11 protein-coding genes and 3 pseudogenes are annotated in these 15469 nt (G+C 55.0%); 8 read left to right on the top strand and 6 right to left on the bottom strand.

What is annotated here, in order from left to right:
• Positions 1 to 379: pseudogene (locus BSG17_RS20590) on the top strand (hypothetical protein); the annotation flags it as partial.
• Positions 380 to 552: 173 nt separating this feature from the next.
• On the opposite strand, the gene BSG17_RS20585 reads toward BSG17_RS20590, so the two are convergent.
• The 5 genes and pseudogenes from BSG17_RS20585 to BSG17_RS28740 all read right to left on the bottom strand — a co-directional run.
• Entirely contained in the window at positions 553 to 1032 is a 480-nt protein-coding gene (locus tag BSG17_RS20585; protein ID WP_244531644.1) for a recombinase family protein, read from the bottom strand.
• 476 nt (positions 1033 to 1508) lie between these two features.
• Positions 1509 to 2942, bottom strand: coding sequence for a hypothetical protein (locus tag BSG17_RS20580; RefSeq protein WP_089827277.1), 1434 nt, complete (start codon positions 2940 to 2942; stop codon positions 1509 to 1511).
• A gap of 146 nt (positions 2943 to 3088) precedes the next feature.
• Positions 3089 to 3241, bottom strand: a complete 153-nt coding sequence (locus tag BSG17_RS27240; RefSeq protein WP_170864892.1) for a hypothetical protein — start codon at positions 3239 to 3241, stop codon at positions 3089 to 3091.
• A 240-nt stretch (positions 3242 to 3481) separates the two neighbouring features.
• Complete coding sequence (locus BSG17_RS20575) at positions 3482 to 3910, bottom strand: hypothetical protein (RefSeq protein ID WP_244531643.1); 429 nt, start codon at positions 3908 to 3910, stop codon at positions 3482 to 3484.
• Positions 3911 to 3973: 63 nt separating this feature from the next.
• Positions 3974 to 4081 (bottom strand): annotated as a pseudogene (locus tag BSG17_RS28740) (zinc-ribbon domain-containing protein); the annotation flags it as partial.
• A gap of 682 nt (positions 4082 to 4763) precedes the next feature.
• Between BSG17_RS28740 and BSG17_RS27610 the strand changes: the two are divergent.
• The 6 genes from BSG17_RS27610 to BSG17_RS20540 all read left to right on the top strand — a co-directional run bounded on the left by BSG17_RS27610 (position 4764) and on the right by BSG17_RS20540 (position 13835).
• Positions 4764 to 5357 (top strand): FxLYD domain-containing protein, encoded by a 594-nt coding sequence (locus BSG17_RS27610; RefSeq protein ID WP_089827274.1) that lies wholly within the window; start codon positions 4764 to 4766, stop codon positions 5355 to 5357.
• Positions 5358 to 5361: 4 nt separating this feature from the next.
• Positions 5362 to 5598, top strand: coding sequence for a hypothetical protein (locus BSG17_RS20560; RefSeq protein WP_089827273.1), 237 nt, complete (start codon positions 5362 to 5364; stop codon positions 5596 to 5598).
• Between the two features lie 216 nt (positions 5599 to 5814).
• Positions 5815 to 6117 carry a hypothetical protein gene (locus BSG17_RS20555; RefSeq protein ID WP_211609253.1) on the top strand — a complete coding sequence of 101 codons (303 nt, stop codon included), beginning with the start codon at positions 5815 to 5817 and terminating at the stop codon, positions 6115 to 6117.
• 185 nt (positions 6118 to 6302) lie between these two features.
• A complete protein-coding gene (locus tag BSG17_RS20550; RefSeq protein WP_089827272.1) occupies positions 6303 to 8645 on the top strand; it encodes an MrcB family domain-containing protein in 2343 nt (780 codons plus the stop codon).
• On the top strand, positions 8642 to 10075 hold the full coding sequence (locus BSG17_RS20545; protein ID WP_089827271.1) for a hypothetical protein: 1434 nt from the start codon (positions 8642 to 8644) through the stop codon (positions 10073 to 10075). The genes BSG17_RS20550 and BSG17_RS20545 overlap by 4 nt, the downstream gene beginning before the upstream one ends.
• An 88-nt stretch (positions 10076 to 10163) precedes the next feature.
• The gene (locus tag BSG17_RS20540) at positions 10164 to 13835 is read left to right on the top strand and encodes a D-arabinono-1,4-lactone oxidase (RefSeq protein ID WP_089827270.1); all 3672 of its coding nucleotides are present in this window, start codon (positions 10164 to 10166) and stop codon (positions 13833 to 13835) included.
• Positions 13836 to 14095: 260 nt separating this feature from the next.
• Here BSG17_RS20540 and BSG17_RS20535 read toward each other — a convergent pair.
• A pseudogene (locus tag BSG17_RS20535) lies at positions 14096 to 14641 on the bottom strand (C-terminal helicase domain-containing protein); the annotation flags it as partial.
• Positions 14642 to 14684: 43 nt separating this feature from the next.
• Between BSG17_RS20535 and BSG17_RS20530 the strand changes: the two are divergent.
• Positions 14685 to 14993, top strand: a complete 309-nt coding sequence (locus tag BSG17_RS20530) for a hypothetical protein (protein ID WP_089827269.1) — start codon at positions 14685 to 14687, stop codon at positions 14991 to 14993.
• Positions 14994 to 15469 lie beyond the last annotated feature (476 nt).

Raw genomic sequence — 15469 nt, 5'->3', positions numbered from 1 at the left:
ACAGGCCTGGAACCGTGCTGGGTTCCAGTCAGTCGATGATTTCATGAGGAATTTCTGGGAGGATTGGTTCCTACCGATGGATCCGAACAACTTACTCACGATGGCGACGAAATGGCAGCATGGTGACGTGAGCCGGAATACCGATGGCGATCTTGAAGCGGCGCTCGGTCGGGTCGAAGCAAAGGTATACGTCATGCCCTTTGAGGAGGACATGTTTTTCCCGGTTCGTGACTGCGAGTACGAGGAGGCAATGATTCCTGACAGTGAGTTGCGACCGATCCCGAGCTTGTGGGGACACTTCACCATGTTCGGGGTGTTCGATGAGGATTTCGAAGCGATCGACGAGCATATCGGCGAGCTCTTGAACGAGTCAGTGTAACCGAGAGATTCAGCAGTAGATCCCTCCGATTTTCCAGGAACCGTCGCTAGCCGGACGGTATTTCGTTTCGCGTCTCGGCTTCGGGCCGGATGCTGATTCTGATGAATACACCCTCTAAGTCTTGCACGCCGGTTCTGACAGCACTTGGAGAGGTAAGGTCGAGAACTCCAAACTCAAATCCCGTATAGCTCGCTACGATCGAGCGCTCGGTTAATTGTCGATCGTGAAGTCTCCAACCGCCGGGCGGCTTTGCGCTTGCTCAGTTCGTCTTTATGTACCATCTCGAGGACGCTGACGACGTCGTGGTAGTGCTCACCCTCGATGAGAAAGCCGTCGTCTTTCTCGAAGCCAAGTGGGGCCGGCCCGTGATGGTACTCGTCGTTTTCCATCCGTGCGGCCAGCCCCTCTTTGGTTCGCTGTTGGGCCATGTTCGCTTCGAGTTCGGCGAAGACTCCGAGCAGTTGGAACAGCGCCGTCTGATAGGGGTCATCGTCGTCGGGTCGCAGCACCATCCCTTCGCTAATGATGTGCAACTCGACGCCGGCGTCGGCCAGACGCGAGGCGGTCTGATCGAGGTCGCGAATGCTTCGACAGATGCGTGAGATACTGTGAATCACGACGGCGTCGAGAGTCCCGGCCTCGGCGTCGCTCATCACCTTCCGATAGCCCGAGCGATCCGTCGTCGTCCCGGTACTCTTGTCACGGTAGTGCCGGAGGTCAGCGAGCTCAACATCGAATTCTCGTCCGCATACTCACTGGTGCTCGTTAGTTGTCGATCGAGACTCTGATCGTCGGTGCTGACTCGCAGATAACACCCGATAGTCGCCATGGTTTCGTACAGGGGGCAGTAGTTTATAAAAGACAGTAGATACGTACAGTCTGTACGAGAACGGACGTGAGCGTACAGGTCTCTGACTGAGTCTCGGAGGGTGTTACGAAAAGGATTCAGACAGCAACTCAGTCTACTCTCCAAGTGCTGTCAGAATCGGCGTGCTGAACTTAGAGGCTGAGTTCAGCACCAGTCGTGGGTTGATTGCACGTAGTGGGTGGGCCCCCAGATAGGCGTGAAAATCAACTAACCGTCTGATTCTGCCTCTTTGGGGTCGGTCTCTTCAACTAAGGACTCGACTTAAAACTCTTCGCTATCCACTAACTTCTCAATAGAGCCTATGATAGACGGCCCTTGCAACTCTGCTTCGAGGTCGTCATCCAACTGCCCGATTTCCTCTAAGAACCTACGGACGCCCGTTTTGACGCTTGCCCGTCCCTCAGATTCCACAAACTCTGTTACTGTGTCTCCCAAGTTAGCTGGAAGTAAGTCCTCGTCTTGGACGGCGACTCGTCGATGGAGTTCAAGGGAATTTTCATACCAGTAATGAGATTTGGCATGGTCGCGATAGATCTCATCAGATCGGTCTAATATCGGTTTCAGGTCTGCTGCATCAACACCAGCTAACTCACTCAAGAGGCGCATGAAATTGTCTGGGAATTCATACGTCCGAGGGTTACCCTGCAGTATCAGGTCTAACTCGTCGCTCAGGATACTCACTAAATCATCAGGGCGACAGCGATAGATTTCGACGAACGCCTGTATGCATTCCTCTGGCCCAGAAGGAAAGCGATTCAACATGAAGTTGAACAACTTCTCAACGACAGGCTTGAGGTCAGAATCTGCATCACAGCCCTCTTCCTGCAAGTAGATGGGGGCGTGTCCGATTTTTCGATGACCCACCTGGGCGGCATAATAGAGTTGCCAATCCGGTCCGAGGCTGCCATTTTCAGAGTACTTCTTGAGGCGAGAGGCGAGATCATCTGGGACGAGGTCTGGGCGTGTGTATCCGATTGAGGTCAGGGCGTACACAAGCCACCCCTGACGTTCGTCGGGCTTTCCTAGCAATTTCTCAATTGCTGGCACTGCCTCCGAAACTAGCTCTGGACGTTGGTAACCAATTGCCCCGAGTGCTTTGGCGCACTCTCTAGCCACTGTCCACTCGGAACTGCGCTTGTACTCTTTCCGATTCAAATTCGAGATGAGAGCATCAATCGCTGATTCAACAGTTGCCGGCGAAATTCTATGCAGATAGCCAGAATCGATCGGTACGTCCCTGATAAGTCTATGTTGGTCGAGATCCTCAAGCATAGATGTCGACGCCATTGGATCTGATCCGTCCCACCGAGGCAGATCTCGGTCGGGCGGACGTGTGCTCAAAAAGAACGCTAAGGTAATCGCGGCTTCTTTCGCAGGTTGGATACGCCGTTCGTTCACCTGGTCGGTCAGGGCTGCGACGAGGGCGTCCAAATCACAGACGCGGGAGCAGAGCAACATATGCTCCCGAAGAATGACTGCTGCATTCGCACTAATTCCGAACTCATCATGATTCAGGCATCCAGCTACAGCCTCGACGAGAATTTCCCGAAGGGAGTTGACCTGATGCCGCTTATCTATATTCCAGTTCTTCTCTCGATAATCGTCAAAAGTCCCTTTTGGATCGTCTGACTCGAGTACAGCCTCAACGAGCGGTGTGAATTCCTTCTTGTTGATGTGCGCAATCCCACCAGTCATTGAGAAAGTGGGTAGTTGTCCTCAGATTCGTACGGCCATGGACTAGGCCTTAGTTTGATATCGTGGGACATCCTCGGCCTGTCGGCAATCGGTACGCTCGCCATACGTGAGGGGTTGGAGAAGGGGAGCGAAAAGAGTTCGGAGGGCTACAGGACCGCCACCCTCACAGTCCCACGTCCCTGCGGTGCGACACTGATTACACTGAGCTTGTGCGCGACCAGCCGCTCTAACACGTCGACGGAGAGACCGACGCCGACGTAGACTATCTCGATGCTCCACCCCACGTCGTGGCCCTTCACCCGGACTCGTGGTCGCTGCTCTTGTTGACCGACCGGAGAACACCCCGACGAACATCCCCAATCAATCCTCGTAAGTCTAGTACCCTCGATTCGATAGACCTCATCCAAACCTGGGGCCGTGCGAGATACGCGCGCTGAGTTCAGCACGCAGATTTCAGCAGGTAGGAAACTTGTGACGTCGAAGAGTACGAAGACTTCCGCTAGCCGTAGTAGGCAAACCAGAACAAAAGGAGTCACAGTTTAGGACGACGTTGAAGTTGCGGTTGGGGTAGCAGCACCACGGTTAACAAAGTAACCTACAGCAGCGACGATAACCGCAACGAGGAGTCCAGCGAAGCCCCAAATAAGAATCCCAAGTGCTCCACCAATCGCCGCACCGGATCCTGCTGCTGTTTCAGTGTTTGCACCACCGATGATAGGGATATAGAACATAATTGGGGCCGCAAGAATCCAAAGTGCGAGGATATAGAGCCCACTTCCAAGAGCGGTACGAGCCGAATGCTTGCGGTCATAGAGGTAATACGAGACCCCAGCGAAAGTAATCAAAAAGAGTACGCTACTCCCCCCGATGTTTGTGAACGCGAAAGCAACGACAGCACCCACAAGGAGTCCCATTATCCCAGCAGTTACCCCGCGTGCAGTCTGAAAGCCGCTCTTGTCTTCTGCCACCGTGGCAGCCTCCTCATGCTCGGGTGTTCCCGGGTCGGTCATGGACTCCGGAGTAAGCGACTCTCCACAGTCCGAACAAAACTTCGCACCCTCGTTCACTTCTGTTCCACAATTTGAACAGTATGTCACGCAATCATAACTACGTGTGTTCCTAATCAGTTTACTGGTCATCCTTTTGGCGTCCCTCAGTGGCCGGGTAGAGCCAGCGTGAGCGACAGCTATCACGGGACTCGTTCCGACCACCTACCGGTGGTGGTGGTCTCAATCACCACGTTGTCTAGTGGTTTCTCACCGTTGAAGAACGAGAAAAGCGAGATCGTCCGAACAATTTTATCGCCAGCGGTGGTTACCGACAGTTTCTTGTCATTATAACGTAATGATAAGCTGCCCCAGTAGTTGTGAGCCTCATCCTGCTTGGGGCATTTCATAACCGCTTCGCGGTGTATGATGGGAGCGAATCTGTGCCTGCCAGCAAAGTTCGCTCTCCTCCCATCCCTCTGGTCTGACTCTAGCGAGCGACAGCTACACCGCTCGCCGTGGCTCAGAGAGACCAACGGAGTGCACCACACAGTCGGCAAATAGGTCCGGTTACTCGATTCCTACTTGCGGGTTTCGAGAACTGCTATTTGCACGGTTTTATTCGCATACTCGGTTCCGAGTGTGATTCGGCCACGGTCATCGGCCTCAAGTGTGTGGATGTCACCCTCGTCGTCAACATGGACTTTCATGCTGCGGGGTTCTTCCCGCGTACTGATAAAGACCGTGGGAAATATAGCGGGTATTTCCCGCATACACTTGTGCATTTCCCACACAAATAGATAGTTTGATAACACGACATCTCAAAACCGAGTGTATGTCGAAAGAAAACGATAGCATCAACCGGCGCATGTTCGTGACCGCAGCGGGTAGTTCGCTTTTAGTCGGCCTCGCCGGCTGCACGAGTGGTGGGAGCGAAAGTGAGGGGACGCCGCAGGGTGGAACGAAACAGCCCGACGACTCGACAGCACAGGGTGGAAACAAAGACACGGAGTCGGGGTCAGAGTCGGGATCCGAATCTGAGTCAGAAGAGACAGAAACTGCGACGCCCGAAGAGACGGAAACTGCGACGCCCGAAGAGACGGAAACTGCGACGCCCGAAGAGACGGAAACTGCGACGCCCGAACCCGAGACTGAGGCCGTCACAGTTGAAGAGCACGAACTTGTGGAAGCCGAATACGGCGGAACAGCCGAGATTCACGGGAAGGTTACGAACACGTCCGGCGGTGAACTCTCATACATGGAGGTAACTGGCAGGCTATACGATGCGGACGACGTCCGTCTCGGCGAGGCACTCTGGAACGCAAGTGACGCGCCCGCCGACGAGACGTTTAAGTTCGAGGCCTTCTCGACCGTCGATTACGCCGACGTCGAACGCTACGAAGTCGTCACCGACTCGTCGAACTACTAGGGTTGTGATAGGCACCCTACTGCAATTCGAGGAGGCAACTGGAGAGTTTGACCCCGTCGGAACTCTCATCCTGTTTGTGATTATCGCCGCCAGCCTCTACGGGGCACGGGCCGCGTTCCTCCGTTCAAAGTCGTCGGGTGGGGCGAAGCGGTATGGGCTGCTAGCAAGCGCAGTGTTCGGAGGACTCCTCGCGTTGCTCTTCGTCGCCGCGTTCGTGATGAACCTCGCTGTAGCCCTTTAGACTGACAGATTCTTTTTTGTGGACATGCGAATTGGACCACCGCGCGCTAATCGGAGAGTCTCGCTCTTACGCAAAGCCACAGAAAACGGTGGAGGGCGGAGTAATCGATGAGTGCAAACAGTGACGCACCGATGCTGTGCAAGGACCGAATGCAGCCGAAGGTGTGAGCGGCCTGTTCAAGCAGGGCTTGGAACAGGCCGCGGAACTTTCGCGAATATGTACAAGAGTGTGTTCAGTCCCTTCCCTGAGCGAAGCTCCTCAAGTCTTCTCACTGACGCACAGAAGCTTGTTGAGTCTGACTTCGACGCTCCCTACGGGTTGTTCGGTCTCTATTACGAGAAGCAAGACGAAAAGTACGGCCAGCTGCGAGCCGATCGTATCGCTGAGAAATTCCGAACCGACGTAGAATTCTGGTACGACTTCGATATTGAGACCGTTGCTATCGAGCCATTCGAGGGGCTGCGTCATCCTCACCATCAGCATGGTGCAGTAATTACTTGGCTCCTCACAGACGAGTAATCAGTGCGTGGATGTGTGTTCTAACACACTCACATCCTCTACCCGATTTCCAGCTTGCATTCCAAGGATGGGCTGTAGCAGAGCGATTTCATCACCGACACATCCAACATAGTTCCCTTAGCAGGAATCTCCATATAATTTCCAAACCGTCACTGATATTATCATCTCACTAGAGACAAGAAGCAGTGACAGACGAGCCTGCTTTCGGGACGGTCTTGCGACAAATTCTTGAACAGTATCCCTCACCCAAGTACGTCGGCAAGGGAAGAGAGTACAAGACGGTAAATACGGACGAAGCGCTGCACAACTTAGTCACTGTCACAGCACGAAGCGCAACTGAGTCTGCCCTCAGCAACCGCGAAGAGTCGTTCCATATCCGACCATCGATGGGCCAGGGGGATATGTCTGATATTCCATATATCCCAGTCCAGATCTCGAGAGAGACCGAGACTACCCAAAAGGGAATCTATGTTGTCTACTTGTTCGATACTGACGCTCAGCGACTGTACCTCTCCCTCAACCAAGGCGCGACCGAAGCACAAAGGGCGGCAGGACTCGCAGGTCCTCCGTACTCGACAGAAATTCTCACTCGACATGCTGCATCATACCGCTCGTTAGTTGAGTGCCCCGACCGATTCACAGATGGGTCGACTCAGCTAACCGAAACGGTGACTGTCGACGGCGAGGAAGAGGCTGTCAATCGTGCTGAGAAGTACAACGCAGGCAGTATCGTCTACCGTGAATACGACTTAGACGAATTGGGCGAGGACGCAACTGACACCCTCATCCAGGACTTAGATGCGCTGCTCGATGTCTATGAGGAGCTACTTGATATCCTTTATGCCGTCCCTGAGTTCAAGGATGACGACGCTACCGTCTGGAAGATTTCCCCTGAAGGCGGCGACGACCCGTATTGGGCGACGTGGCAAACAGAGGGAATTGCGTCTATCGGATACAGTAAGGAAGCCACTTTCAAAGAAGACGAACAGGTCGACTCCCCGCCAGAACCACATAATTCGCCGGAACGGATGGCCTACAACATCCAGAAAGAAATTACAGCGGGTGACATCGTCGTTGCTGGGGCACCAAAAACAAAGATCGACGTCGCATTCGGAGTCGGTCGGGTCACAGAGGGACACTATGACACGATGGCTGAGATCGATGATCCTTCCGAAGTAGGCCCTGCAGATTTCGACCACGACCTGTTCATTAGCGTCGATTGGCATGCATTCGCAGACGACGGTGTCGCTGTGAACTGCTTGAAAGATGGCAAGAAGCTGTTTCACAACTGGACCGTAGAAACATTCAACGCACGACTAGATCATTTCGTGGGAGCCGTTGCACGACGGATGGCAGTTCAGGAACTGGTCGATAACGAGGAGACGCTTATTGATCAGGTGGTCACCCATTTGGATCTCGAACGAATCGACACTGGGAGGCCGCTACAGACCACCACTCCGGAAAACGAGACCAAGCAGAACCTCGAGACATACGCCGACTGGTGGGCCCAGCATGAAGACGCAATCGCGAGCGCTGAGGGCCTTGAATCTCCAGAACACCTGATCTTCCCAGATGGGGTTGATACTGAAATCATCTCACGAATTGCATCGGCACTTGCCAACGGCAAACACGTGATTCTAACTGGTCCGCCAGGAACGGGGAAAACGAAATTAGCTCGCCACGCTGCTGAGCACTACATTGGGAATGCCTATGAGATGGTCACAGCGACTGCGGACTGGTCAACGTTTGACACGATTGGAGGATTCCGCCCTAGATCTGACCGGCAACTGCAGTTCCACAGTGGCATGTTCTTGGACCGATTCCAGGCAACAGAGTCGGGCATCCCACAGACGGAATGGCTGATTATCGACGAGTTGAATCGTGCGGATATCGACAAAGCATTTGGATCATTGCTTTCGGCGCTGACTGGGGAAACGATTCGACTCCCGTTTGAAGTCGATGATGAGCCGATTACACTCATCGGGGATCCAGCACCCGATGATGCACGCGCAGTAGCATCACACCGGTATTTCATCCCCTCGGACTGGCGTCTTATCGGGACAATGAACACCTACGACAAGACGTCACTGTACCAGCTGAGCTACGCGTTCATGCGTCGGTTCGCATTCATTCCGGTGTCTGTCCCAGACGCGACGTCAATCGACGACGACCTTATCAAAGCGTATGCAGCGGCGTGGTTCGACGACGTGTTGATTGACGATAGCACGGCTGAACACGTTGCAGCTCTCTGGACGCACATCAATGAAGTGCGGCCGATTGGTCCGGCAATCGTTCGCGACATTTGGGCAGAGGTGCGGACGGACACGGTCATCGATTTTACCGACGCGCTCATCATGTATGTGATGCCCCAGCTAGAAGGGCTATCGAAAGCAGAACAGCGGGAATTTGTAGCTGAGATCCAACAGTTCACGAAGCAAACAGAGAATAGCGTGACGATAGATATTGAAGCGCTCGAGGACTTCGTCTTCGAGTATTTCAATGTCGAGGTCTCTGTCAGTAGCTCATGAGCGGATCCGGCCGCAAGATCGACGAACGAACGGCTCCCGAAGAGCTCCTCCCAGAGATCGCTGCGCAGTTCAGCGTCTATATCGGTGCCGGACTCGAGTTCAACTCTGTCTTCCAGAATGCTGTCCCTGATCTCGATATCAACAATTTGGATGACCTCCTGGATTTGCATTTCCTTCTGTCCGGGCAAACGCTCGATAGCGGGCAATCTGAGCGACCGCCAGACGTTGACGTTGGTCTCAAAGACTTTCTGTGGTTGCTCCCGGCACGTCTCCGCCGACTCCGGACAACAACTCAGCGACAAACTCGCGTTTTCAACGGCGAAGTTCAGGGACGGATCGATTGGCAGGAGACGATCAAAGCCCGCTATCGTACCGGAAACATCGATGATCCACTGTTTGCGTGCCAGCTAGCCGAAGAAACTGTCTCGATTCCAGAGAACCTTGTCCTCTGGGAATTGCTCAGCAAGGTTTTGCGTGCCTATGAGGAAGTCGATGAGATGGTTCCCGAGGCAGACGGAATTGAGTGGTTTGATGAGTGGCGCGGTGATTCACGACTTGTCAAGAATCTTGATGAGGCCCGCTCTAATGTTCATCTGTCCGAACTCGACACTGAGCGTGAACAGCGGGATCCAGTCCCTAATCGAACAATCCGCGATGTGCTCGAGTCTCGATCATCGTTGTACGCTGAAGCCGCACAGTTGCTACAGCAGTATCGGCGCTTGCAGAACCACGAGATAGATCGGTCAGAAGCAGAGAACCTGCTCAAGCGTCGGTTATTTGCTCCTGCTACAAACGAGGAGTGGTCTGAAGACGATGCGCCTGTCTTCTTTGAACTCTACTGGGTTTTCAAACTGCTAGGAGAGTATGAGGGATCACGACGGAATCTCATCACCAAAGAGACCAACTGCATTGCCTCCTGGACGGATGGGGGTAGTAAATACGAATTCTATCACGACTGGACGGGGGGCTCGGAGTTCGCATTTGGAGAAGCATACTTTGACCGGGAACGGAATCAAGCACGCCCCGGAGAAAGTCGGTTTTTGGGGCGAACTGCAGACCTGCTTGCGATACAGGAAGCAGAATCAACCGGCGTCTTTGGTCACCGGCGGCCAAAGGCGAAAACACGACGCCCAGATTTTACGCTGATTCGCCGTGAGGACGGAGAGGTCAAAGATATCGCGATTGGGGAGGTGAAGTATACGCGGAATGCGTCAACTGCTGCAAGTGGACTCGAAGAACTGTACCGGTACATGATCTTTGCCCGCGAGACTGCAACCGTAGAGCCCCCGTATTTCACTTCAGAACCGAACCACTTCGAAACACCAGGGATACACGGATTTCTTTGTGTAGACGAGGTTGATCAGAGGCGTGAACCGAAAGGGAACGTAACCGTTGTAGAAGTCGGTGATACGATTTCTCTTCCATTTTGAGTAGAGTCACCCTCTCTAGGCAGTGACACGCCTCTTCGGGAGCGATAGCATTATGATATCTGCTAGCATATAGATATGGCAGGTCAACATGGTCGTTGAAGTTCGCGGGAAAGTGGTTAACGGGGCCACTGGTCGCCCTGTTTACGGGGCAGTTGTCGAGATTTTTAAATCATCCGAGGAGATTCCCTCCCCGCTACGTCGAATAATCACGAACCGTGATGGGGAGTATCTCTTCGTTTTCGACGATCCCGAACCAGAGTTCGAGTGGACTGAAGGTGACGCGTTCAATCTCTGGGTGACCGACGCTGAGGAGACAGTACTCGTGGAGGATGAACTCCTCTCAGAGACAGCAAAAGGAAGTCAAGCGCATGATATCGAAGTAGACGACCAATCGGTCAAAGAGGCCGTGCTCCCCAGACAGCCCGGAATGACTGCACTCATCTCTCAAAATGTGTTCGACACTATTGACGCTGCGGTGTCGGCGTCTGTACCTCCTGAAAGAGTCAGCGTCTACAGAGAGGCCGCAGACGAGTTCTTCTGCTCACTTCCACCGGTTCTCGATTTGCCAGCTCTACTGGATATCGCGGAAGGCGTGTTAGAGGGACGGCCAGGGGATATCCGCCAGTTCGATGAGATACTGAACAATCTTGAGGCGTGGAATCACCGCCATTACAGTCACACTCGACACCGGCTAACGGTCGAAGAGGCAGAGAAGTTGCTAGACGACGACTTCTTGGAAGCGCTCAGCGATCATCTCGCGACGAACCAGAACGAGGATCGAGCGAGTCTCTTATCTCAACGCGGAATTGGAGTACTTACTGCGGCTGCGATTCGTATCTCAAGCGATGATCCGCTTCGAACCCACCGAAACATCGGGATTCTCTCGGAGCAGTTCTGCGGCATCGGACAGGTGGGTCCGCTTTACTTCGCCGCTCAAAACGCCCTCTCGGGGGATGCGACCCAACGACGAGAGTTCCTCAACACTCTGGAGATCTACGGTGGTCTCTGTGATGACAGTGGAGTCGGTGAACTGTCGCCCCCCTTCGGTGGCGGGGATCCGCTTCCGGTGCCGTGTCCGGAAGGGCCACCATGGCCTCCAGATCCCGACGAACCCTTCACGGACTTTCCCGAGGAGGTCGACTGTGAAGTCGAAATTATTATCGCGGTGAAAGAGGCGCTTCAGCGAGGGATCACGTACTCGGTATCGGACATCTCTCCGCCACGAGCCTGTCCAGGTGATACCATTACAATCACCGGTTCGAACCTCGTGTTCGAGGGAAACACGGGTATCGTCTTGTTCCCGAGCTTGCGCAGGGGGAGTCCGATACCCGCCACTCCCGAGTCTTGGACTGATACCGAGATCGAGGTGGTGGTACCGGCTGGTGCTGTCTGCGGCGAACTGGAACTCGACATTCCAGTCGGTGCAACCCTACTCGCCTGCGACAGTGAGTTTGAGCTGTTTCACGGGCCAGCAGATCCCGTAATATTCCTCGGTGGCGACACGGTGATCCGGTACTTCGACTTTACCCCAACCCCACCGAGCGGCTGTCTCGATGTCGGCGAAGACGTATCGTTCCTGTGGAACGCCTGTAACGCCGATCGGACCCGGTTGACAGTCACTGACCCTACTGGGGAATTACTCGACGAGGCAGTCTTCGGAGAGGGGTCGGCAGGTGAAAACCAGACTTACACGTTCACTGTCCCGTCACGCGGCGAAGATGTCACCGTGACGGCGACGCTCGAGATTTCTGGGCCCTGTGGTGAACGGACGCGGACACTGGAGTTCGATATTCGGGCAGACCCCGACGTGAGGCCCGATGAGCCGGTGAACTTCACGGACTTCACCTTCAGAAACTGGCACAGGAACATAGTCAGCGAGTCGATGGGTACGTTCGCACCCACCACCCTCGACGAACTGGTTCGCGCGGTGCGGACTGCCGAAGCGGACGGGTTCCGATTGGGTGTTATGGGGAACCGATGCTCGTTCACCAACTGTATCATTCCTCGCCCGACGGCCAGTCGACTCATCGAGAGCACAAATCTCAACAAGTTGCTAAATCTGGATCCGGACGTGTTCGAGCGTGACGAATTCGAGGTGTACAGCCAACACGCACCTTTAGAGCGCATCCGCGTCGTCCCCGACGGCCTCCGCCGAACCGGTATCCAGTCGGTGTTCTCTGGCGATGTCGAAGACGAGTACGCTGCGGTCACCGGGCGACGGACCCCAATCGACCATCGGCTGGTGCACGTGGAGGCAGGGATCCGGATGGCAGACCTCAACTGTCTGCTTGACGTAATTCCAATCCATACCGAGGGGACGGGACTCGCGTTGGCGACAATGGGTGGTGGGGCCAGACACGCGCTTGCAGGAGCGTTCAGCACCGGCACTCATGGCGCAACGACCAAACTACCGCCGATCGCCGACTACGTGCGTGCAATCCATCTTGTTGGGCCAGGTGGCCAACAGTGGTGGATCGAACCTGAGTCGAGGCCAATCACGGATCTTGACCGAATGAACGCGCTGAAAGGTGAGGACGGTGGCCTCGACCCCTGTGTGGACATCGTCTACGACGACGATCTGTTCTACGCGACGCTGGTGTCGTTTGGAAACGCCGGGATCATCTACGCCGTCGTCATCGAGACGGTCGACGCCCATAACATCCGTTCCGAGACGAGAGGGGTCCACTGGGATGAAGCGAAAGAGGAACTGAGTGAAGCTGTCATTGATGCCGACCCTCAAGAACACTGGTTTGTGGAAGCGACCGTTAATCCGACTCGAGAGTGCCGACTGACTACTATGAACCTGACAGCAGACCCAGTGGATCTCCCCGCTGAAGGACCTGAGCTGGGAGAGGTTCTCCTGGATGTGCTCTCGGGCATTGTTCGACGGATTCTGCGGCTAATTCCCCGATTCATCGCCAGCCAATTGGAACGAATCGCCAGCCTTCTGCTCAGACCGTGGCGGTGGGGAGAAATCCTTGACATCCGGAACGAGATTGAGCTCATTCGGGATCTCGGACGTGCGATTGGAGACCTGTTCCGCATCATCGGCTCCGGGTTCGATGATGAGGAGATCGCTGCGGCACTGCCGAACCTGTTCAACCTGATTTGGCGCATCACTGCCATTACTGGGTCCGGGCGCGATCTCATCGAGGAGATCCAAAGTATCTATACCACCCACTTTGAACGACCGCGCAGGACGGGGGTCGGACCGAGTTTCCTCGCCCTAACACAGAACTGGCAGGGAGAGTGTCCACCCGGTTCGCTCAGTGAACCGAGTCCATTCGAGCAGTTGATCCAGAGTTCCGAGTACGGGCTACCCGCAGAGCGCGGGCTCGCATTCGTCGATGCGATATTCGAGAAGACCGACGAAATGCGCGACGGAACCGACGCGATAATCGTCATCGTCAATCTTCGTTTCACCCAGTCGACTAGAGCGCTCGTCGGGATGCAGCAGTTCCCGCTCACGTGTCACGTCGAGATCTTCACGCCCCGTGGGATGGACGGAAACGCAGAACTCCACGCACACATCCACCGCCTAGCGGATTCGTTTGAGGCAGTCCCGCACTGGGGCCAGCTCCACGCCGATGAGACGCGATATGAGCGTGTCTATTCGAACAGACTGGCTGTCGGCGGTGCGAACAAACTGCCACGGTGGCAACGAGCGATGGACCACATCGCGACCGAGTCCAGCGGGGGTGATCCGAACACCTTCCGGCACAACTTTGCAATCGAACGAGGATTGCTCTCGGAGCTTTAACCTCACTCGCGAATCTGCCCGTCACACGTCTCGCGTCAGTTGTAGACATCTTCCCCTCCGCATTACGAGTTCAGGTAGCCGTCGAATTGCGATTTAGCTTCTTAATCTAATACGGATGGGTTTTGCTGTTTGGATCTCGTTCGTAATACTCATCGAGATCTGAGCTGAGGAGTTGCTAGACTTCTTTCCCAGTCTGTAACCCATATGTATCGGCTAATTCCCCCATTTGAAGTCGGAACTAGCTATGCGATGTCAGTGACTCAAGATCGGAGTTGAGGGTCAACGGACGTGGTTGACGGTGAGTCTCCACCCGAGGTGTTTGATGTGTCACTAGTTGTAGTCGTGCTATCGAAATCGTCGGGCTGTCCAGACGGCGGTTCGACGATTTCCGGGCTGCTCCGTGGGACGGGTGAGGGTGCATCTGCTGGGTCGATACCGTCAACCCACTCGCCTTTGTCCCAGTTGAAGACACCGCCGTGCGTGCTAGTGTACCTGATGAACGATCGAAGGGTGTTCTCCCATGATGCGTTTTCTTCGATTGCGGTCCGATTGCCGACCATAATGAACTGGTCTTTCGGACGGGTGCAAGCGACGTTGAATTGGTTCTTATTCCCGGCGAAACGCAGGCCGTACTTCTCAGTGTTGACGGCATTGAAAACGATCGTGTCGCGTTCACGGCCCTGGAAGCCGTCGACAGTTGAGACTTCCACGTTACCGTACTCAGTGAGTTCGTCGCTGATCAAGGTGCGTTGACCACGGTACGGGGTAATGACGCCGAGCTCGGACTCTGGGATATCGTGCTCGGCAACGAGATGGGCAACAAGGGCCGCGACTACTTCGACTTCCGGGGTGTTAACCGAACCGCTGAAGCGTTCGCGCCATGATTGCTCGCCGGTAACCTACAGCACCCTCTCCCGTTACCTCCCACTTCTCCAGACGGCCCTCAACAACGCTACCCGTCCCTACCCCACGAGTCGCCAACTGTACGAGACACTTGAGGACCCGCCCATTCCGGCGCGGACCTTCGGCCGCCTGCTTGCCCTCTTAGTTGACCTCGAGATCATCGCCATCTACACGGAGCGCTCCAGCGCCAATCGCTACGACATTCGCGAGTACGACGCCGAAGCCCTCGAAGAACTCGACGCACTCCTTACATAGCCACTTCCACCAGGCAGTCATACGCTATCACTGTCGGCACTAGAGCACCGGCGCTCACTCGGGTGTCCACAGTCGCTTCCAACTGGGGTGTCGCTCACGACGCCAGCCACACGTGGGTGTCGACGACATCACTCTCGAATTTCCCATGTGACGACAGTTCCGCTCACACGTGCCGTCGTCGCCGGCACGTATAGTCACGACAGTCATGGACGAAAACACTCAGCACCCGCCTTCCAACGCAGTCCCGGACGGTACTCACGGAACGCTCAGTGACATCGTCTGGACCATCGTGGCGCTCGTTTCGATGTGGGTTGGCGCCAGCATTCTGGTCGGTGCAAACCCGATCACCACGTTCGGGATTCTGTAGGGGCTCGCCTTGATCGGTGTCGGCGGTGTCCTCATTGCTGTCGTCTGGTGGCCTGCTCGATAATCCACCCCGGTGCCTGTCATCGTCGACTTTCCGACGGACAGTGGTG

Source organism: Halogranum amylolyticum (genome assembly GCF_900110465.1).
Lineage (GTDB): Archaea > Halobacteriota > Halobacteria > Halobacteriales > Haloferacaceae > Halogranum > Halogranum amylolyticum.
Note: the sequence above shows the minus strand (reverse complement) of the source record. Positions and strands in the feature narration are given on the sequence as shown.